This is a genomic window from Methanosarcina horonobensis HB-1 = JCM 15518 (assembly GCF_000970285.1).
Classification (GTDB): Archaea; Halobacteriota; Methanosarcinia; order Methanosarcinales; family Methanosarcinaceae; genus Methanosarcina; species Methanosarcina horonobensis.
On record NZ_CP009516.1, the window covers coordinates 546,090 to 567,314 of the forward strand.

Annotated in this window: 13 protein-coding genes, 1 tRNA gene and 1 other RNA gene; 8 read left to right on the forward strand and 7 right to left on the reverse strand. The window is 41.9% G+C overall.

Annotation, left to right across the window (positions count from 1 at the left end):
- Window positions 1-136: 136 nt before the first annotated feature.
- The 4 genes from MSHOH_RS02365 to MSHOH_RS02380 all read right to left on the reverse strand — a co-directional run bounded on the left by MSHOH_RS02365 (window position 137) and on the right by MSHOH_RS02380 (window position 3,635).
- A complete protein-coding gene (locus MSHOH_RS02365; RefSeq protein ID WP_048137043.1) occupies window positions 137-1,873 on the reverse strand; it encodes an ABC transporter ATP-binding protein in 1,737 nt (578 codons plus the stop codon).
- 341 nt (window positions 1,874-2,214) lie between these two features.
- Window positions 2,215-2,454, reverse strand: coding sequence for an MTH865 family protein (locus tag MSHOH_RS02370; RefSeq protein WP_048137045.1), 240 nt, complete (start codon window positions 2,452-2,454; stop codon window positions 2,215-2,217).
- Between the two features lie 281 nt (window positions 2,455-2,735).
- Window positions 2,736-3,479: a geranylgeranylglyceryl/heptaprenylglyceryl phosphate synthase gene (locus tag MSHOH_RS02375; RefSeq protein WP_048137046.1), complete on the reverse strand. Its 744-nt coding sequence runs from the start codon at window positions 3,477-3,479 to the stop codon at window positions 2,736-2,738.
- 6 nt (window positions 3,480-3,485) lie between these two features.
- Window positions 3,486-3,635, reverse strand: coding sequence for a 50S ribosomal protein L40e (locus MSHOH_RS02380; RefSeq protein WP_048137048.1), 150 nt, complete (start codon window positions 3,633-3,635; stop codon window positions 3,486-3,488).
- 549 nt (window positions 3,636-4,184) lie between these two features.
- Here MSHOH_RS02380 and purB point away from each other — a divergent pair.
- On the forward strand, window positions 4,185-5,531 hold the full coding sequence (gene purB / locus MSHOH_RS02385) for an adenylosuccinate lyase (RefSeq protein WP_048137050.1): 1,347 nt from the start codon (window positions 4,185-4,187) through the stop codon (window positions 5,529-5,531).
- A gap of 1,316 nt (window positions 5,532-6,847) precedes the next feature.
- Here purB and MSHOH_RS02390 read toward each other — a convergent pair.
- Window positions 6,848-8,476, reverse strand: a complete 1,629-nt coding sequence (locus MSHOH_RS02390; RefSeq protein WP_048137055.1) for a methylamine methyltransferase corrinoid protein reductive activase — start codon at window positions 8,474-8,476, stop codon at window positions 6,848-6,850.
- A 313-nt stretch (window positions 8,477-8,789) separates the two neighbouring features.
- Between MSHOH_RS02390 and ffs the strand changes: the two genes are divergently transcribed.
- The 6 genes from ffs to MSHOH_RS02415 all read left to right on the forward strand — a co-directional run bounded on the left by ffs (window position 8,790) and on the right by MSHOH_RS02415 (window position 15,923).
- Window positions 8,790-9,104: signal recognition particle sRNA (ffs, locus tag MSHOH_RS22505), an RNA gene on the forward strand.
- A 164-nt stretch (window positions 9,105-9,268) separates the two neighbouring features.
- Window positions 9,269-9,353, forward strand: a tRNA-Ser gene (locus MSHOH_RS02395).
- Between the two features lie 195 nt (window positions 9,354-9,548).
- On the forward strand, window positions 9,549-10,247 hold the full coding sequence (locus MSHOH_RS02400) for an RAD55 family ATPase (protein WP_048137057.1): 699 nt from the start codon (window positions 9,549-9,551) through the stop codon (window positions 10,245-10,247).
- Window positions 10,248-11,531: 1,284 nt separating this feature from the next.
- Window positions 11,532-13,229: a type II/IV secretion system ATPase subunit gene (locus MSHOH_RS02405; RefSeq protein ID WP_048143056.1), complete on the forward strand. Its 1,698-nt coding sequence runs from the start codon at window positions 11,532-11,534 to the stop codon at window positions 13,227-13,229.
- Window positions 13,230-13,241: 12 nt separating this feature from the next.
- Entirely contained in the window at window positions 13,242-15,191 is a 1,950-nt protein-coding gene (locus tag MSHOH_RS02410) for a type II secretion system F family protein (protein WP_048143058.1), read from the forward strand.
- A 114-nt stretch (window positions 15,192-15,305) separates the two neighbouring features.
- A complete protein-coding gene (locus MSHOH_RS02415) occupies window positions 15,306-15,923 on the forward strand; it encodes a hypothetical protein (RefSeq protein ID WP_048137059.1) in 618 nt (205 codons plus the stop codon).
- A gap of 192 nt (window positions 15,924-16,115) precedes the next feature.
- Here the strand turns inward: MSHOH_RS02415 and ablB are convergent, their stop codons facing one another.
- Together ablB and kamA are read right to left on the reverse strand one after the other, a co-directional pair.
- Window positions 16,116-17,060, reverse strand: coding sequence for a putative beta-lysine N-acetyltransferase (gene ablB, locus MSHOH_RS02420; RefSeq protein WP_082089214.1), 945 nt, complete (start codon window positions 17,058-17,060; stop codon window positions 16,116-16,118).
- A 100-nt stretch (window positions 17,061-17,160) separates the two neighbouring features.
- Window positions 17,161-18,420 (reverse strand): lysine 2,3-aminomutase, encoded by a 1,260-nt coding sequence (kamA, locus tag MSHOH_RS02425; protein ID WP_048137065.1) that lies wholly within the window; start codon window positions 18,418-18,420, stop codon window positions 17,161-17,163.
- 591 nt (window positions 18,421-19,011) lie between these two features.
- On the opposite strand from kamA, the gene MSHOH_RS02430 reads away from it, so the two are divergent.
- Window positions 19,012-20,988, forward strand: a complete 1,977-nt coding sequence (locus tag MSHOH_RS02430) for a monovalent cation:proton antiporter family protein (RefSeq protein WP_239451171.1) — start codon at window positions 19,012-19,014, stop codon at window positions 20,986-20,988.
- The last annotated feature ends 237 nt before the right edge of the window (window positions 20,989-21,225 follow it).

Sequence of the window (21,225 nt, forward strand, 5' to 3'; positions counted from 1 at the left end):
CTCTTTAATTTTTGTCTGTTCTGAATTTTTAAGATAAACTGCAAAAGTCTTCTTCAACTGGTAACTATTCGTTATAGAAGCAAAAATAAGAAAAGAATCTGGAGCAGACTCTCAAATTACTAACTTTTCCGGTTGATTACTTACTTTCCAGGTTGCCTTCAACCAGATCTTCCAGGCTGTGTTCCATATAGGGAGCATTGCTTCTGTTAATCAGTTCCTGGCAGACTTCAATCGGCTTTCCGTCCATTACAAGAGCTCCGTTTTCTATTAACACGGCCCTGTGAGCAACTTCCCTGACAAAGTCCATATGGTGGCTTACGAGTACAATGGTCGTGCCAAAACGCTCGTTAATTCTTTTTAATGAGTTTGTTACATCTCTCAGGGTTACGGGGTCGAGGTCTCCGAAAGGCTCGTCAAGCATAAGGTATTCCGGAGAGGTTGCAAGGCTCAGGGCAATAAAAGCTCTGACATGTTCTCCTCCGCTAATCTGGTAAGGAGTTTTGTCAAGGACTTCCATTGGCAGGTCAAGAGCTTCGAAGACCGGCTTTGCATAGGTATCAACATCAGTTACAGGGATAGCCGGGAAGAGTTCGAAGTAGATTGTATCACTAAGGTTCAGCTCCCTGAGTGCGTCGGTCTTTTCCTCTTCTGGCATATCGGGCAGGCGGTAAACAGTATCCAGAGTCTCATCTGAAAGTCCCATTTCTCTGGCTTTGTTTCTCGCGTATTCGATTGCACCCTGTTTTTTCATGCTCAGCCTGAAGCGGATCTGGTCTCTTACGGTTGAGTTTACGGACATTGAGAATTCCTGGTTCATAATGCTCATAATCCTCCTGAGTTCCATGCGCTTCGGACTATACTCGGTGACGTCCACCCAGTCACCCTTGCAGAGATACTCTACAGACCCGTTTTTCGGTTTGACCAGCCCCTCCATCAGCTTCATAATGGTTGTCTTTCCAGCTCCTGAAGGCCCGATGAATGCCAGAATTTCTCCTCTGTAAACGTCCAGAGAGAAGTTTTTGATATTAAGGACTTCACCCATACGGATAAGAGAATAACGTTTTGATATATCCCTTACTTTAATGCAGACTTCTTTATTTTCGGGCACTGAAAGTTCTTCCCTGGGTTTCATATCTCTCAGGAAGTTTTTAAGCACCCAGGCAGGTTCTCCGTCAGCTGCTATTTTCCCGTTTTCGAGGAAGATAAGCCTGTCTGCGAGATAGGCGTGAATTTCAGGAAGATGGGAGACCACTATAATCGGAATATTCAGTTTTTTTTTCAGGCTCCTTATTACATCAAGGACTTCCTGTTTGGTATCAGGTCCTGTCATTGTTACGGGTTCGTCCAGCAGAAGGACTTTTGGTTTTGCGGCAAGCTGCCTTGCCATTACAACCCTCTGCTTTTCCCCGCCGCTCAGGAGGTTGGTGGAATGAAGGGCTTTGTGTTCCAGGCCCACGAGTTTCATGTACTCCATTGCCTCAGCAAAAAGTTCATTGTAATCGTCAGTCTCATTATGCGGAAGGGCTTCGTGCCCTATTCTGAGGTAATTCAGTTTTCTTATAATATTCTCTATTGCAGGCCCGTTCCAGAGCCCGAAATTTCGCTGGAGGTGTATTGCGGTTACACTTTTCAGAAACTTCTCTCCTTCAAATCCTGAATCCGGGGTTACAGTTTCTCCATCAACCTCTACACTTCCTTCATTAAAAGGTTCAACTCCGCGGATAATCCGCAACAGGGTAGATTTCCCGCTTCCGCTTCGACCTGTAATTCCGAGGATCTCTCCGTCCTCCACCATGAGGTCGATATGGTCTAACACCCTTATTTTTTCGGAACGTACCTCATAATCTTTTACCAGATTGGAAACTCTGATCATAATCATACCTCTTAGTGTTGATTGCAAGTTAGGGTCCGATACTGGGGTTTGCAGGCTTCCTGCAAGAGCCTATTTTTTTGCCTGCTTTTGGACCCTGTTACATTATTAAACATTATATATTAACAAAATATGTTACTAAAATAGGAGCAAATATTACTTTTAAATCTATTTATTATAATTGGCTACTTGTGGGCTACCTGCAAACTGCTGATCTTACATATTCCAGAAAGTTAGCATCAGGATAGTTTCCAAGTATAAAAAAGGTTTAAGAAATAAAAAGTTTCGGTAAAGTAAAGATTATAGTAAATAGAAATCCTGTTATGTAACAGGTACCCTCAAATTTAGAGCCCTGCTCTTTCTACCAGGAGATCTGCTATCTGTTTTGCATTTTTGAATGGAAAATCTTTTTCAGTAATCAGGCTTTTTGCCTCTGCTGCCGTGACTTCAGTATCACCTATTATGCATGTGGTATCCAGCCCTTCGGGTAAAGCAGCTATCAGCTCATCAAGTGAGTTAATTGGAAATCTTGCATCTTTAAGGATTTCGATGATTTGTCCGTAAACTTCCTCTCTTACGTCCATCTTTCCTCCGATTTCGATTTTTTTTCTGCTGGTTCCGGGCTTTCTTAAGAGCCCATGTCCTCAGTTCTTGTTGGCAGGTCATTGCTTTATATTTAATCTTTAGTGTAAATGAACTATAGAATGTTATTTCGTTTACTCATCTGGGAAGGGCAGAAAATCAAAAGAGCTAAAGCTATCCAAAATTGAAACTCAAAAAAATAATGTTTAAAATTGGTTGAGTCAAATGAATCTTTTTGACTGCTGAAAAGCAGGCAGCACACCCCGAATTCCTTTTCAGAAACTCATCTTTTTATGGCTGATACAATCTCAGCTACTTTTGCAGCAACGTCTTTTACTTCTTCAACGATTGTGCCGGTGACGATCATATCCGCACCTGCAGAGGTACAGAGCTTTGCTGTTTGCGCGTCTCTTATCCCGCCGCCAACGATAAGCTTGTTTTCTCCGAGTACGTGTTTGACAGCCCCTATCATTTCAGGATTGACTGGCGCATCGGCTCCGGATCCTGCTTCCAGGTAGGTATAGTGCATGCCAAGGTATTTGCCTGCAAGGGCATAGACCGCAGCAATTTCAGGTTTCTTCTTGGGAATCAGTTTTGCATCCCCTACCCAGCCAACAGTGCCTCCTGGCTCGACTATAAGATATGCCATGGAGATTGGCTCTATCTGGCTTCTGTATACTAGCGGAGCTCCAAGCACCTGGTTTGTAATTACATATCCTATGTCCCTTGAGTTCAAAAGGCTCATGAAGAATACTGCATCTGCGTAACTGCTGAGCCCGGCTGAACTTCCCGGGAAAAGGATGGTAGGGACGTTTACATTTTCTTTGATTTTTATTACAGTTTCATCTAATAGGGTTCCCGACGCTCCGGTTGAGCCCCCTATCATGATGGCATCAGTGCCTCCTTCAACTGCTGCAAGAGCAATTTCGGCGGCTCGTTCAGGCATCTGGGACGCCGGGTCGATAAGGGTAAGATGAACTTTTCCGTCCTTTTCAATAATCTTCTGGAGGTGTATTTCCACCTGCAAAAAAGATCATGCTCCCTTGGATTCCTTGGATTTGACGCGAAGAGCACTGTAGCCGCATTTTCTGCAGCGGGTTGCCCTTATGGCGTTTCTGGCATTACACTTCATGCAGATTTTTTTGTTTAATAGTCTTTCTTCTGCTTCTGGAAAACGAGCCATTTTTGTCACCTGCTATTATTTTTTATTATCAATACGGTATATAGCCCGCTTAATGGATGTTAAGGCATATAATGTTTTTCATCAAAAATCTCCGCTGCTTGTTGAGTTTCTAACTCTCTTTTTCTCTTCTTTCATGTACTCTGATTTTTCTTTCTATTCTGCAGACTCGAAGCCTATTTATTGGTCCACTTGTTTATTCCGTAGCCTGCAGGCTGAAGTTCTAGGCTGAAGATCAGTAAGGTACCTTATTTGAAACAGTGATCTTATTAATACAGGTAATTCTGGCAGTAAGTGTGCTGTTAAGCACCTTGTTTCACTTCCAGTTGCAGGTTGATTTTAATATTTTCCAAAATTAATATCGAATGTATAGTGAGTATTCAGGCTAAGGGTAATTTAGTCTAAGGGTAATTTAGTCTAAGGACAATCTTAGGCTAAGAATAATTTAGGCAAAAAATATTAAGTCCAGACTATTAGAAAATTAATATTGATTTAAGGTTCAAAGCAGACCCGGGATTAAATTTAATTCCCGATTCCAGTAAGGTGATTAATGTGGCTATCCATCCTATAGAATACCGGTACGGTACAGCGGAAATGAAATATGTATGGAGTCAGGAAAATAGACTAGCTAAGATCTTACAGACCGAGGCAGCCCTTGCCCGGGCAGAAGCGGATATGGGACTTATCCCGGCAGAAGCAGCTGAAGTTATATCCGAATGTATTACATCTGTAAAGGCCGGAAGGGTTGACGAAATTGAAGCCGAAATCCATCATGATATGATGGCTGTTGTTGTTGCGATTTCAGAAAAGTGCAGAGATGATGCAGGCAAGTGGGTTCACTTCGGAGCGACTTCAAACGATATTCTTGACACGGCAACGGCTCTCCAGATAAAGGATGCAATTGATATATTGGAAGATAAACTCAAAATTCTGCTTAAAGTTCTGGTAAACCAGGCAGAAGTCCACAAAAATACGGTTTGCTGCGGAAGAACGCACGGGCAGATAGGCGTTCCAACAACCTACGGACTTCGTTTTGCAATCTGGGCTTCCGAGATTTCAAGGCACCTTGATCGTCTGTACGAACTGACTCCAAGAGCTACCGTAGGGCAGATGACCGGAGCTGTCGGGACTCAGGCAGCTTTTGGAAAATCCGGGGTTCTGATCCAGAAACTTACAATGCAACATCTTGGTATCGGGGCTGTGGACGTCTCAAACCAGATCATCCAGAGGGACAGGCATGCCGAATTTGTTATGTGGATGGCAAATACTGTTACCACTATGGATAAAATCGGGATTGAAATAAGGACGCTTCAGCGCAGTGAGATTGCCGAGATTGAAGAGAGCTTTGGGAAAAAGCAGGTAGGTTCTTCTACCATGCCTCACAAGCGCAATCCTATAAAGTCCGAGCAGATATGCGGGCTCGCGCGGATAGTAAGGGCAATGGTTGAACCTGAACTTCTTAACAACACATTATGGGATGAACGGGATCTGACAAATTCTTCTTGTGAACGAGTTGTTTTCCCTGAAGCCTGTGTGCTTACGGACCATATCCTTAAACTCGGAATCAGTGTTCTTGAAAACCTCAGGTTCTATCCCGAAAATATTCGTAGAAACCTTGACCTGCTAAGAGGTCTGAATATGGGCGAAGCTGTAATGATAGAACTTGCAAAAAGAGGTGTAGGCAGGCAGGAAGCCCACGAACTTGTCCGGACTGCAGCAATGAGAGCCCATGACACAGGCCAGCACTTCAAACAGGTTCTGCTGGATACTCCATCTGTTTCAAGGTATCTGAGTGCCGGAGATATTGAAAACCTTGTAAACCCTGATAAGTATATAGGAACAGCAGTGGAACAGGTTGAAGGGCTCGTTGTAAAACTTCGTGAAACTTACTCCCTCTAACCTTTTCTTTTTTGCCATTTCTTTGTCAAGAAAGACTGTTTGATATTTTTTATATACATATTTCCTGAGCATTATATTCATTTGGTTATCTTTTTTTACAAAAAACGTAATTTTTGCATACTGACGGCTCTATTTATTTAAAAAGCATATTGAATTACACAAAAATGTAAATGAATTTATACAAAAGTAGATAATTATTCATTACACTGCATATTATAGTCGAGATTAAATATAAATATTTATATCCGATGAATTCTATCTATCTAAAACCTTTATCAAAAGTCTATCCGAATTGGGTGATGAGGCATCTAAAAATAGGCGTTGCGTAATTTAAAAATCTATTTGGGCTAGATGTGGTAGATGATTTACGGTGCGAAAGTGGATTAGATGCCTCCTTTACTCCTACGTACAGGTTATTTATAAAATTTGTGCTAATCTCACCAGTGATTCTTCTTAAAAAATTCCCTCTCCCCTTACCTATTTTTATCATCTTTCATATCTTGTTTAGCCAGTAGAGTTTTATTTTGAAGCATTGGTCTTTACTGATCCTTCCAGAGTAAAGATTGCAGGTAAAGTTTTCTTTACAAGCAAGATTTTTCTGATTTTTATTCCTATCTGTATTTTGCAAAATATTTACCTGTCTGGATTTGCGGAATAATATCAACAGTATCGCTCTTACTAGTAATTCCAATGGGTTCTTTATGCCCTGACCCTGGTGAGTCGAGAAAAAGAGAGAAACAATTTTTGTAGGGATATTAAAGCTTTTGATTCTTCACAGGTTTTAATGCTCTACTCTATACAAAATTATTTCTTTTACTTTAAAAGAAGACTGACTTGATATTTTATTTTACGAAAAAAATATAAATATTTATATATGATAATTCTCTATCCAAGTAAGCACTGCTTTGTGTGGTATTGAGGCATCTAAAAAACGGCGTTGCATAATTTAAAAATCTATTTGGGCTAGATGTGGTAGATGATTTGTGGTGTGAAAGTGGATTAGATGCCTCAATAATTCCTTATGATGAGGTTATTTATATAATTTGTGTTTATTCTGCACACAACCGCCCAAAACTTCCTTCTTGTTAAACCTTACTTTTCTCTTTTGTTTTGAATTCATTAAATGAGCTTCCTATCCCGAATTTTTTCCCAGTGTTTATATATAAACAGAACAATACTTAACGGCACTTTTAAATACCTTCAGGCGGATTTGCCCACATCTATTACTCCAAAAATATGTATTTGCCAGTTTTAGACTGACATTTTTCTACACTATCAGGATCTTGGAATGCCGGTTCAGTGGTGATAAAACAGTTTCACTCCTGTTGCTCTGGTTTGAACACCTCAAGGTTCTCCCAGCTAAATTTGTCCGGAGGGCAAGCCCTTATGCATTTCTGGCAGTGTGCGCCCTCGCAAAGATCTGTACTTATCATAACCCTGTTTTCTTCATCAATTGTGATGGCTTCGTTAGGGCAGACTCTAATACACTTCCTGCATTCCGGGCAGTCAGCAACGACCATGGTCATATAGGTCCCCACTCTCTCAAGCACATGCAGACCTTCTTCCCCGAGAATAGGAATATCTCTCTCCACACGCTTATCCACAACAGGGTTGCTTATGGGTTCATCAAGTGATGGAAGTCCTTTCTTTTTAAGATACTTCTTAAACATCTTGAACGGCATTCCCTCTTCCCAGTACGCAAGTTCAAGGACATAAGCATCCCGGAATTCCGGGGCAGTAGCAAACATTATGTGAGTGCCTATTATCTGGCTTGCAATGTCCTGAAGTTCCCAGAGCCTTTCTTCCGAAAGCAGGATCTCCTTTGCAACTGCAAGCGAGGTATTCCCAAGCTGGGCAATTTTTCCTGTTGAGTAAGGGATTAGGCCAATTTTCTGGGCTTTTTCTGCATCCATATATGTGCCGGCAGCTCCTGCCATATACGCAGTGTCAATATCTGTCAGTTGAATGCCCGCAGCCGCACAGAGAGTGATATGTCCTGCCCTGATTGCACCGATTGCTTTTCCTGCCTCTTTAAGGTCTCTTTCCGAGAAGGTTATTCTGTCCTGCAGGTGAATCAGTCCGTCAGGAGTCTTGATTTTTGGGAGCTCAACCAGATCGTGCCCCATGGCTTTTTCTATAAGAGCAATAACTCCCGTGCCTGTGATTCCTTTTGCCCTGATCTGCCCCTCATCAAGAACTTCTCCGGTTTTAGGGTCGATAAGGTCTCCTGGATCTGATTTCATCTCTTCACTCAATACGTAATTTCTCAATGCTCCGTTCTCGAATTCAAAATCCGAAATTGCAAAGGGAGATGCAAGGGTTCCGTGCTTTATCTGTTGCCCTTCAAGAGCAGGACCTGCAGCTGCCGAGCCTGTATAAATGATATCTTTTACTTTGAGTGCCATCTCGGCGTTAGTTCCATAGTCTGTTGCAATTGAAATCTCATCGCTATCAAGCATTCCTGATTTAGTTATCAGAGCAAGGGCATCGGCTCCTACTTCATGTTTTATTGCAGGAGGGACTACAACTTCACAGTTGAACTCCTCAAGCCCTGAAATTTCGGAGCTGGATATTATTCTTGCATCCCTGTTCTGTTCCTGTATATTGTACTTCTTTTTCTTACGTTCCCCTGCATAAGCCAGGTCTTCAATACTGATTCCCTGAAAAATGGATAACTGGATCGGGTTTCCGCAGATAGAAAGTCTGTCCAGTTCTCCGCTTTGCACATCAAGTGTCTGGAACAGATTTTTTACTGCATTTATTGAGAGTCCATGCGCAAGATCCTGCCCGTAATGAATTGCGAAGTCCATGTGATCCATCACATTCGCTCCTGGAAGGGGGTTTCTCAGTGTTATTACTGTCCTTTTGATTTCTTTTGTATCCAGGTCAATCTTTTGAGCTCGATATCCACTTGTTCCCAGGTCAACTGCAACTCCATATCTCATACAAATCCCCTCATTTTTTACTTTGCCGAGTACTTACATCTCACTTAAGCCGTTTGAGATTTTATGTAATATTACTTTGAAAAATGACATATAAATAAATACGGTGATTTATTCATCCTCGCATATTTTAATCCCTGGTTGATTTTCTCTTATTGCCTGATCTTATTTTTAAAAAAACGCCTTCTCTAGCTTTGTTTTCTCTGTTTTCTTTTTTGCAGGCAGATTGAATGTCTGGAATCATTTGCTAAAAAAACAGATATCGGGAGAGATACGGGTAGGATATTTTTATATACTACAAATGTCTTTGTATAGCTGATGAGCTAGTCCGGGTAGCCCGGCGTTACCTGTAACCCGAAATCGCCGATACGCGGGGGACGAAGCCAAAGGAAGATGCGCCAGAGAGATTCCAGCCTGAAATCTCAACTGAGAAGCCCCGTCCTGCTTGGATGGTGCAGGTATGCGGACTTGCTGGAAAACAGGTTCTCATGCCCTAATCGTGGAAACCGGTCGAGGCCCGGAAGGGAGCAGACTTACCGTGGGCAACCGTCGCTTGCGGGGTCGCGGGGTGGAGAAGAGATTTCAGTCTACTGGAGCCTCCGAGGTACAACGACCTGAGGCGTGCTCATCACTATACATATTATTAGATCTTTTTTATATTAGATCGTTTTTAATAGCTTGGCTTTATAATATAACTGTGATTTTTCTGGATTGACTTCTTAGACATGTTTTCTCTCCGGAAAAGGTTAAATATATGAAATGCATTTTAGGGGACGCGTTTCTAAAGTTCGATATGACGAGATAGCCAAGCCCGGTATGGCGCGGGATTGCTAATCCCGTGATGCCCTGCATCCCGGGGGTTCGAGTCCCCCTCTCGTCGTTTCTTTTTTCATAGATTCTTTTGTCTTAATTCTTATTTTTGTTTTTGTCTATAACTCTTAGTCTTCTGTATGTAAATTTTATATAAGATCTCACCTTATACCCTGTAATTAAAACTTCAATCTTATGCCTATTTATCAGTCTGGAAACTCAATGAGTTTAAGGCTTTATCGACAAAATAGATCGAGTCAAAACAATGAAACGGATATCATCAGGAATACCTGAACTTGACGAAAGAATCGGCGGCGGATACCTGGCAGGCCGAGTCCTCCTTATCACCGGAGATACAGGGACCGGTAAGACGACTTTTACCATTCATTTTCTGCACAGGGCATGCCTTGACGGCAAGAAATGCGTTCTGGTCGCAACAGAGGAACTTCCTGAAGATATTCTCGACCAGTCTGAAATGCTGGGCCTCGGACTTACTAAATATCATGAAAACGGTCAGCTTACAATTGAGAGGTCTTTTCAGAACCGCTCAGAAAAGGTTCAGACTTCAAAATTTGGTTTTACTCCTGAAGGTCTGGAAATAGAACTGCCCACGCTCTCAGACTTTATACCTGAAGGAACCGATGTTGTAGTTATCGATAATATCGGGGTTTTTACCCTCAGGCTTTCTATTCAGGACTTCAGAGATCAGTTTGATGCACTTAATTTTATTTTGAGCACCAGAGGTGACTGTACGTCAATGTTTGTCATGGACGACACCGCATGCAAGATGACTCATAACCTTGCTGAATACTCGGTAAGCGGCTCTCTTCGGCTTATGGTAGATGAGAACCCGTATACGGGAAATATTGAGCGTTACATAAGGATTCCTAAAATGCGGAGGACATGCCTCAGTTTGAATCCCATCAGGTTTGAAATAACTTCATCAGGGATTAAACTCCTTTAAAAAATCTGGTTCTCTAAGACTTTAATTTTTTTATTTTTTTCATTTTTCTTCTGCTTCTTCTTTTGTCCTTAATTTCTTCTCCATCTTTCCTGATTTTCTGTCCTTTTCAAACGTCTGTTTCTTGTGCTTCAAACTGATTTCTTTTTTGTTTAATTTTACGCAAAATTTCTATCACATAATAAATATACTAAATCTAATATTATATTTTTTAATCAAAAGATTTATACTATTAAATCCTATTTCTTATTTGATTAATAATCAAAAGTTCAGTGGTTTTTTATTTTTGTTTCTCTAAAATGAGTGAATGCAACTTAAATTAATACATAAAAGTATTTGGTAATATAACTGATAATGTCGGAAAATTATCAAAAACTAAACCAAAAGTTTAGGAAGAATTTAGATTATTATTTTATACTGATGGTCACTTTGTGAGGGGAATAATCCTCAGTGGGGTGAGCTTCTATGGTTTCTAAAAACGAGAAATCTCCAGATGACTCAGAAAAATCAGATAATAATGTGCGTATAGATGAGGAAGAAGATATTCTGGCAGGAAACTCCTATCTTTTACAGGTGCCTGTCAAAAAAGTTCCTTATGACAGTACTCTTAATACCTCTATTATTGACAGCCTTCAAGCTGACAACAATAAAGATACAGACAATATCATTCAGGAAGTTTCAGAGGATGAAACTGCAGTAAATGAAAATGAAGTAGATGAAACTACAAAAAACGAGAGTATAGGAAATGAGACTGCAGAGAATCAAAGTACAGAAAATGAGAGTACAGAAAATGGAAATACTCACCTTCCTGATATGAAAATCAAGATTGAAAATCGAAAAACTAAACCCGTACTCGAAACTGTCCAATTCAAGAGCTTTTCTCCAGAAATTGAGGCTGAGGAGAATTCGGGAAACGAACTCATACCGGAAGCTCTTCTATTTGTGGATGAACAAGAAAGTAAAAAAATAATCTCACTTGAAGGAGACGTAGTTCCTGAACCTGCACCTACCGTTTCCACAGAAGTCACTCTGGAGCCGAAACCTGAAGTCTCTACAGAGGCCACTCCTGAAAAGAAAGTTGAACTTATAATTGAAACAGAAAACAAAGGCATTTTTCCACCCCCAACCGGATCTCATAGCGAGGGAAGTACAGATCATAAAGGCGGGGAAGGGAAGTTAAAGACTTCTCAGAAGACAAAAGAGGAGAAAAAAGCCCGAACTTCAGGTAAAGCTAAAAAAGCTCCCCAAAAGGCAAAAGTCAAGAAAAAATCCGGATTCGCCGGAAACATGAGGGATCTGACCCGCGATATAGTAGGAATCAAAGAAGGCGAAAAGTTAAGTGATAAGCTCAAAGAATTCTTCGAGGAGGTAAAAACCTCCGAAGGGGCAAAAAAAAAGTTTGCAGAAATAATCCGGAGTTTGAAGGATGAGGAAATAAGGGTTCTTCCCCCTTATGACCCTGAAACCTGCGGTCCGCTTCTTGAATACGAAATTCCGGCGGGATTCACTGAAATCGAACGCTACTGGGTAGAAGAACCTTATGCCTTTGTCAGCATAATTGAAAACAGGGAAATGAGATATTATTATGCTGTTGAGCCAACACTGACGACCTATGAAAAGACTGTTCTTGAAAGGGTCAGAAATAACCTGGAAGACGTTCTCACGCAGGAGGATATGATCTCCGGAATAGAGAAAGATGTCATCCTTATTAACAGGGGCATGCGGCTTCTTGATCAGTACTACAGTACCCTTGAAGTCTCCTCTATCCATAAAATAATGTATTTTCTTAGAAGGAATTTCATCGGATATGAACGGATAAATCCACTGATCCTTGACCCGAATATTGAAGATATTTCATGCTCTGGGATTGAGATTCCCATTTATCTTTACCATAGAAAGCACAACAACATTGTGACCAATATCCACTTTGGGGAGAAAGAACTTGACTCCCTGGTTGTCAAGCTCTGCCAGAGGAGCGGCAAGCACATCTCTATAGGAGAACCGATTGTAGATGCAACTCTTCCTGATGGGTCAAGGATTCAGGCAACCCTCGGAAAAGAAGTTACGACAAGAGGCAGTTCTTACACTATCCGTAAGTTCAAAGGAGACCCGATAACTCCTATTGATCTGATCAGATATAGTACATGCAGTGTCGAGATGATGGCTTACTACTGGATTGCCATTGAAAACAATATCAGTGTACTCTTTGCAGGAGGTACTGCTTCGGGTAAGACATCTCTTATGAATGCTATTTCCCTTTTTATCCCGAGGCTGTCAAAAGTAGTGTCCATTGAAGATACAAGGGAGATTATGCTCCACCACGAAAACTGGATCGCAGGCGCAACCAGAAAATCGTTCACTGTAGGTGGTACCGGAGAGGTCTCCATGTATGAGCTTCTGAAAGCTGCCCTCAGGCAACGTCCTGAGTATATCCTGGTAGGTGAGGTCCGCGGTAAAGAAGCTCTCACTCTTTTCCAGGCGATGTCAACAGGGCATACTACCTATTCAACAATGCATGCAAGCGATGTGCAAACTGTGGTTAACAGGCTTGAAAACGAGCCTATCAATGTTCCTCATGTAATGATGCAGGCTCTCGGAATAATCTGTATCCAGATGCAGACCTATGTCAATGAGACCAGAGTGAGGAGAACCAAAACGATTGTGGAGATCACAGGGCTTGATGCAAGGACCGGAAGCCTCAGGATTAATGAACTTTACCGCTGGGAACCTGTTCATGATACCTTCAAGCGGGCAGGAGATTCCTATGTGCTCAATGAGATTATGAAAGCAAGGGGCTGGAGCCCTGATAAACTTTTCATTGAGTTCAAAAACAGGGAACAAATCCTCGCCTATCTCGCGGCAAAACAGATTCGTGATTATGTAAGCGTTTCTCTTATAGTACATATGTACGCTACAAACCCGCAGCTTGTAATGGAAGCGATTGGAAACGATACCTTGCGGGACATGATAATGCACCACAGTTAAATGGGGATATCCATGAGCGCTATAAATACCCTGGCATTCAGGATCTTCGGAGAAAAAATTCTTGAGAAAGAAGACCGGTTTGCGCTTCTCAAGATAAAGCTTCGTCAGGCTCAAATTCCTCTGCCTGTGGAACAGTATGTCTCAACTGCAGTTTTATTTTCCCTGCTTACGGGAATTTTTGGCGGGCTTGCAGGTTTACTTCTCGGAAGAGTGCTCTTCAGGGGCATTACTCCGGAAAGTATTGTCTCAACATTTGGCATCTCACACAGGGTGACCAGGGCGGTCGAGACCCCTGCGTTTATTGAATCTCATCTTCCCTTTCTCCTTACGGCTGTAGGTGGGCTCATTTTCTTTTCGATAATTGCTGCCCTTACCTACGGACTTATTATGGCGTACCCGCCTATGAAAGCTGACAGCAGGAAGCGGGCTATCAATGCAGCAATGCCTCATGCAACAGCTTTCCTTTACGTACTGCAGAGGGGCGGGGGCATGACTATCTATGATATAATGAAGTCACTTTCGAAGCATTCTCATCTTTACGGAACCACTTCCCGGGAGTTCGGAAATATTGTCAGGGACATAGAGTACTTCGGAAAGGACCTTCAGGATTCTCTCTGGGATGCTGCTGACAGGACGCCATCCGAGCAGTTCAAAGACCTTGTTGACGGCCTGATTTCAATAGTGTCAAGTGGAGGAGATATTACTCTTTACCTGAAAAACAAGACTGACCTTTATAAATCGAATGCAAACAAAGAACACAAGCGTTTTCTTGATACCCTCGGGCTCCTGGCAGAGGTCTATATTACAGTATTCGTTGTAGGTCCTCTTTTCCTGATGGTCATCCTCGTAGTCATGAATATGATTGACAACGGAGGAGCAACCAATCTATACATCCTTGTATACGGAGCAATTCCTTTCGGGACCACTATCTTTCTTGTTTTCCTGGATATGCTCACCGGAGATGCGGAAAAGATGCCTGAGGAGAGGATCTCTGCAATTAAGCCGGATTATTTCAGTGATGTCAGGGTAAAGCCGCCAACAGAAGAAGATGAAGAACTGCTCCAGAAAATGGAGTTTTTTGAGAAAGTATCAAGAGTTAAGAATGTGCTCCTGCACCCTATAAGGGCTATGCTTGACAGGCCGGTATATGCCTTTGCAATAAGCGCTCCTGTTGCGATAGGATACTTTGTTTTCGCTTTTCTGGAACACAGACCTTATTATGGAGGGTTCGTTGAGACTGCGTCTACTCTTGATGACTATCTCTATGTAACTCTTCTTGTCCTTTTCATTCCTTACATTATTTTCCACGAACTCGAAGTCCGGAAGATCCGGCAAATTGAAGATCAGGTCCCTGAATTCCTCAAAAGGCTTGCAAGCATTAACGGGACAGGGATTTTACTTGCCGACGCCATAGCTATCACAGCCCAGTCAAACATGGGCAGACTTAAGTCAGAAATTAAACGTACGGTTGCAGACATCCGCTGGAATTCGAACCTTGTAGAAGCCCTGAAGCATTTCGAAACCAGAATACGGACCAACATGACCCGGCGCAGCCTGACCCTTATAGCAAAAGCAAGCGAGTCCACAGGAGATATTCATCAGGTTATCAGCACTGTTGCAGATGATGCCGATATTGAGAAAAACCTCAAAAAAGAGCGTTCTGCAGAGATGTTCATTTATGTCTTCATCATCTTCGTGACCTTCTGTGTTTTCCTGGTAATTGTATATGTGCTTGCTGCGTTCTTCCTGCCTGCTCTTGACGGTTCCAGCAACCCGGCAATGTCTATGGGAGGTTTTGACCTGAAGGAGTATACTCTCCTTTTCTTCCATGCAGCTCTCCTCCAGGGCTTCGGCTCCGGACTGGTTGCAGGTAAAATGGGTTCGGGAAGTATCTCTTCCGGGCTCAAGCACTCTCTGGCCATGATGTCAGTATCCTATGTGCTATTCATTGTGTTTATCTGAGTTTCCGGGTTTCAGGTTCGACCTTCGGATTTTTTTCTCCGAGGGTTTTGCCTGAGTTTTTAATTTGTCTTTTTACCCGCCTCTTTTTTAATATTAGAACTAAGTTTTAGAAATATGTCTGAAAATCCGAAAACAAAAAAAGTACTCTTGACCCTGCTTGTCTTTGCATTTGTCCTTTCTTCCTTTTATATCCTGGACTTCAAAGCGTCACAGAGCGAGACTCAGGCAAATTCGGGAGTAAGCGCTTATTCCTCAGGAAGTCCCGAGATCAATTTTTCTGGCAGGATTCACCTTTATATCGAAGGGGATGATGCGCTTACAGTGCATTTGAAAGAAAAACTCGAGGAAAACCTTAGAGCGGCAGGTATGGAAGTCATAATTGTAGATACTATAGAGGAAAAATACGATTCTCAAGCTCTTCTGGTGAATATTAGCAGAAATAACTGGCTGTATACTCCTGTTTATGCTTCTTCAAATCTGAATTTAGTATTTTTTTATACGTCCACAGGTAAAGATACAAAATATTTCGAACAATTCAAAAATGGAAACAAGACCGTTGTTTTTGTAAACGACAGTTCAGTGAATGGGCAGAAGCTGATGGATGGAGAAATCAAACTTCAGGACTCTACAAAAGGTCTGATCTCTTTAAAAGCCTACAAAAAACATCTTGCTTCCGAAGCGGCAAAAGAAGTTGTCGACATGCTTGAGCAGAATGTCAGGAACCTTCCTTAACTGCAGGTAACTTAAATTAAAATTTAAAAAAATTAGAAAAGAAAATAAATTAAAGAGTAACTTTCCGTTTGGGAAGGGTCGTTTTTTCTGTCAGTTCTCATGAGCGGTTTTCTGACAGTTTTTCTCCTTTCCTCTCCTACCTGAAACCCGGTTTTCTCTCAGGACTTTTTCTTTCCATCCCTTTTCTTTAATTTATTCCTCAGTTAGTTTCTCTTCACTGAGCATCCTGCACCAGATATTCATGTCCTCGAACCCACTTTCTATCCTGCAGTTTTTCACAAGCCTGCCTGTATAAGTATATCCCAGGGAAGCAAAGGCTATATTGATGCCAGAGGATGAAGCCCTGCAGAGGGTATAAGAGCTCAGGAAGTTCCTGGCTGAAAGTTCTTTTTCCAGGGCTGCTATAAGTTCTTTTATCAGCCCTTTTCCTCTTTCTGAAGGAACCGTAAGACAATCAGTTATTTCAGCGCTTCCGGTTTTTGGGTCCATTTCTGCCGAGGCAATGCTCACAATTTTCCCATGCTTTTCTATAAGGAGGTAAAGGACATTGGAATCCATTGTTTTGAGCAGGTAGTTTTCCATGTGCAGGGGAGCAGGATACATTTGAAATCCTTCCCTGTAGAGTACTGCCATTGCAGTGGCATCTGCCTGGACTGCGGGCCTGAGTGTGTACTCTTCCGAAAGCCGTTTTTTCTCTTTTTGTTTTTTCCAGCTCTCTTTTTTCCGGAAACCTCTATCTTTCTGCCGGGTTTTTCCTATCTTTCTGTCTTTCTTCAGACAGCTTTCAATTATCTGATTTTCTTTTTCTTTATAGAAAGAAATCCCTCTGGAGTTTTCAGGGTAAATTGAGAATATATAACAATCCTTCCCGGCATAGTATCCTTTGATAGTCCCCTCTTCGATGTACCCGCAGGTTTCAAGTTCCTGCCTTTTTTCCGGAGGAGTGTATACGATTATTTTTCCCACTTCTTCTGCTTCGGCAAGAGCTTTGAGGGTTTCGGATACCTCTTCAAAAAGTCCGGTAAAATCCATGACTTTTATTCTTCTATTGTAGTAATCAATTACAAGCTCAGCCTTTTCCGTGCCGGAGATCTTTAGATGTGCTTTTCTCCAGTATCCGGGGAGTTCCTCTTTTATTTCAAGCGTTAAGGGAACGTTTTTTTCCGTAGCGACCCCTCCTTAGTTTTTAAACACATTTTTTGCTTCCAGAACACTATTTTTTCGAGATATTTTCCTTTCAGAAACGCTGTTTTCTTTCAAGGCCTTCAGGTTCAAGGGCGATGATATCATTTTCTTCATCGTAGAGTTTTGCAAGACCTGTATCACTTTTAAGCCCGGGGTGCTTATCGCAGATGGAACATTTTTGCTGGCACTTCGCAGAGTACTCTGCAGGTTCCGGGTACATACAGATAACCCCTTCATAATTCCTGAGGGTTACCCCGGTGTCCGAACTTGAGATCAGGTAACTGGGTCCGACAGGGATTTTTCCTCCCCCTCCAGGGGCGTCAACTACAAAGGTGGGAACAGCAAGTCCTGAGGTGTGCCCTCTGAGCATCTCTATTATTTCTATACCTCGTGCAACCGAGGTCCTGAAATGTTCAAGTCCGAAGGAAAGGTCGCACTGGTAGAGGTAGTAAGGCCTGGTCTTTATCCTCAGGAGTTCATGGCAGAGATTTTTAATTATCACAGGACAGTCATTTACCCCCCTGAGGAGTACGGACTGGTTGCCTAGAGGAATTCCGGCACGGGCAAGCATGTTCACTGCCTTTCTTGATTCGGGAGTAATCTCTTTTGGATGATTGAAATGAGTATTGAGCCAGACCGACGGATATTTTCCAAGGATTTCGCACAGTTCCGGGGTTATGCGCTGGGGCAGGGTGACAGGCACTCTTGTACCTAACCTTACGATCTCTACATGAGGAATACTAAAGAGTTCCCCTAAAAGCCAGTCCAGCCTTTTATCCGATACAAGAAGGGCATCTCCTCCCGAAAGCAGGACATCCCTTACTTCAGGATGCATCCTGACATACTCGATCCCTTCCCGGATTGCTTTTTCAGAATAGTCATATTCTCTGTTGCCGACTCTGCGCTTGCGGGTGCAGTGCCTGCAGTACATTCCGCAGCGGTTTGAAATAAGGAAAAGCACCCTGTCAGGGTACCTGTGTGTAATACAGCTCTCTTCTGATGGTGAATCCTGGTCTTCACAGAGAGGGTCTTCAAGTTCCCAGAAAGATTTTTGAAGCTCGGCTGAAATGGGGACAGCCTGCATCCGAATAGGACAGTCAGGATCTTCCGGATCTATAAGGGATGCGTAATAAGGAGAAATTGCCATGGGAAAAACTTCCAGGGCCTTTTTTATATCTTCTTTCTCAGACTCCGAGAGAGGAATAAGTTTTTCAAGTTCTTCCACAGTCGTAATTCTATGTCTGTACTGCCATTTCCAGTCTGAAAATTCTTCTTCAGATACGTTAAAACAGTCTTTAATCTTGGATCTCACGTTTGAACCTCGTGAAAGCTGGATGAAAAATTAGGGACAGATGTCCAAAATATAGGAAAAATTGATTCCTGTTCAGTAAATTAATTTCTGTTTTTTCCAGCTTATTTAAAGAAAATGCGTCTTTAATTGATTAATGTTAAGAGTAAACACATATATTAAATACTTTTTTGTCTAAAGGAGTTCTAATATTTCTTTTATTGAGATAATAAGCTCCAAAAAACCTCGTTTTATAGCCAGTTTTTCCGTGTTTAAACGTATCTGATCTTTTTATTCTCGTATAATTCCTTGAAGTCAAGATTATTTACTTTTTAGTCCTTTCTGAGCAATTTTGGTATTAAAAAGAGGATTTTTATACCTTTAAAACTTATTTTAGGCTTCTAAAATGAGTGAAATAACAAGAAGATCACTATTAATCTTATACTAAGAACACATTTTTACAGATAATTTTTAAGCTTATGGTTTAAGATGGACTTAAAAACGGGTTAATTTGATAATCCTCGGCATGGTTTGTTTTCCCAACTTTTTGTTCGGGTGGCATAATGACATTTATATCATTTGAAAATTAAATATATATTGATGACATCGGATCTTTTGACTGATCTGCTAATCATTTTTGGGCTCTCAATTCCTGTAGTGTTTACTTTCTCAAAGCTAAAGATAGCCCCGATAGTGGGTTTCTTGCTCGCGGGAATTCTTTCCGGTCCTTTCGGATTAGGGCTGGTTAACGATATAGATAATATTGAAATGCTGGCTGAAATAGGAGTCGTACTTCTGCTCTTTACTATCGGCATGGAATTTTCCTTGAGGGAACTCCTGCAACTTCGCAGAATCGTAATCTTCGGAGGAGGGCTACAGCTTTCTATAACTGCTATTGCTGTTGCTTTTATTTTCCTCCTGCTAGGAAGTTCCAGGGAAACTGCTATTTTCCTCGGGCTTCTGGTGGCATTGAGCAGCACTGCAATTGTCCTTAAAATACTGCAGGAAAAAGGAGAAATTTACAGCCTCCATGGAAGAACCTCTCTGGGGATACTGATCTTCCAGGACGTGGCTGCAGTAGTAATTATTCTTTTGATCCCTCTCCTTGCAGGAACTGAGGGAACGGAAAAATCCTTCTTAGAGCTTATCCTGCAAGGGCTTGGACTCATATTATTTACCATTTTCAGCGCCAGATATGCAGTTCCTTTCATTATGTACCAGGTAGCAAAGACGCGCAACAGCGAGCTCTTTCTCCTGAGCGTTGTAGCAATAGGGCTCTCGGTTGCCTGGTTGACATCCATGGTTGGCCTTTCTCTGGCTCTCGGAGCTTTTCTTGCCGGCCTTATCATCTCAGAGTCCGAATATTCTGTCCAGGCACTCGGGAACTTAATCCCTTTCAGGGATATGTTCATGAGCATTTTTTTCGTTTCGATAGGGATGCTGCTTGACCTGGATATATTGAGAGAGCATTTGTCCTTTATACTGGCTGCGACTCTGGCAGTGCTGATCCTGAAAGCTGCAGCAAACTCTCTGAGCACTTTCCTCATAGGTTTCCCTATGCATACAATGATTCTGGTCGGTTTTTCCCTATCTCAGGTAGGGGAATTCTCACTGATTCTTGCAAAGACAGGCTTTACAAGCGGGTTGATATCTTCCGAAATTTACCAGGAATTCCTTGATATAGCCGTTATTTCCATGGTACTCACTCCTTTCATAATGGGCATGGGATACAGGACTACCTCTTTTGCCGAGTCGCTTCCCATTCCTTCAATAATAAAATCCGGGTGGTACAGGCATTTTAAGGAACACGAATCTCAGGAAATTCCCGAAAACCATGTGATTGTAGTAGGTTTCGGGGTAAATGGGAGAAACGTCGTGACAGCTGCAAAGTCAGCTTCTATCCCTTACAGGATAGTAGATATCAATCCAGAAACCATCAGGAAGGAAAAACAAAACGGAGAACACATCCTTTATGGAGATGCTGCCCAGAAAGCTGTGCTGGAACACGCAGGTATCCTGACTGCAAAATCAGTTGTCGTGACCGCAGGAGACCCTGCCAGTGCGAGAAGAATTATTGAAGCTGCCCGGAGGCTAAACCCGGAAGTCCATATTATTGCCAGAACACATTTCCTGAGCGAACTGGATAAGTTTTATGCTGCCGGGGCGGACGAGGTCATCTCTGATGAGTTTGAAAGCTCGATAGAGCTTTTTACAAGAGTACTCCACAGGTATCTGGTTCCAGGGAGCGAAATCGATTCTCTGGGTTCAACCTTACGTGCGAACCATTACAGGATGCTCCGCAGCCCTGATATCCTCCGGAAAAAGTTCTGTGACCTGGCTCTTGATTTTGCAGATGTAGAAATCAGGAGTATAAGAGTCGGGAAACTTTCCATGGGAGCAGGAAAAACGATTGGAGAGCTCAATATCCGGAAAAAGTACGGTGTTTCCATACTTGCAATTTCCAGACATCATAAACTGATCTCCGGGCTGCAAGCTGAGACTGAGATCCTTGCAGATGATATTCTGCTTGTAATCAGCCCGCCGGAAAAGCTTGATGAAGTTAAAAGACTTTTTGAAGATGGAGTGAAGTGATGTCTCCTTCCTCAATATTTTTTGTTAGATGGTATTGAGAATAAGCAGTTCTAAAGAAAATTCCAAAACTCTGGATACGCTAATATTACTTATAATATTATTACTCATTTACTTATTAAATTAGTATTTATTTTATTAGTGTTAACATTAATTATGTGTAATATCATAATTCGGTGGGGTCAAAAACTTCAATTTCAATCCTGATAATGGCAAATAAGATTTCAACTATACCTCTTT

Excerpts from the sequence above, each read along its gene's own strand:
- MSHOH_RS02415 (WP_048137059.1), top strand. The coding sequence starts at position 15,306 with ATGTCTGAAAATCCGAAAACAAAAAAAGTACTCTTGACCCTGCTTGTC.
- MSHOH_RS02370 (WP_048137045.1), bottom strand. The coding sequence starts at position 2,454 with ATGGACGTAAGAGAGGAAGTTTACGGACAAATCATCGAAATCCTTAAA.
- MSHOH_RS02400 (WP_048137057.1), top strand. The coding sequence starts at position 9,549 with ATGAAACGGATATCATCAGGAATACCTGAACTTGACGAAAGAATCGGC.
- MSHOH_RS02405 (WP_048143056.1), top strand. The coding sequence starts at position 11,532 with ATGAGGGATCTGACCCGCGATATAGTAGGAATCAAAGAAGGCGAAAAG.
- MSHOH_RS02410 (WP_048143058.1), top strand. The coding sequence starts at position 13,242 with ATGAGCGCTATAAATACCCTGGCATTCAGGATCTTCGGAGAAAAAATT.
- MSHOH_RS02380 (WP_048137048.1), bottom strand. The coding sequence starts at position 3,635 with ATGGCTCGTTTTCCAGAAGCAGAAGAAAGACTATTAAACAAAAAAATC.
- MSHOH_RS02365 (WP_048137043.1), bottom strand. The coding sequence starts at position 1,873 with ATGATCAGAGTTTCCAATCTGGTAAAAGATTATGAGGTACGTTCCGAA.
- MSHOH_RS02390 (WP_048137055.1), bottom strand. The coding sequence starts at position 8,476 with ATGAGATATGGAGTTGCAGTTGACCTGGGAACAAGTGGATATCGAGCT.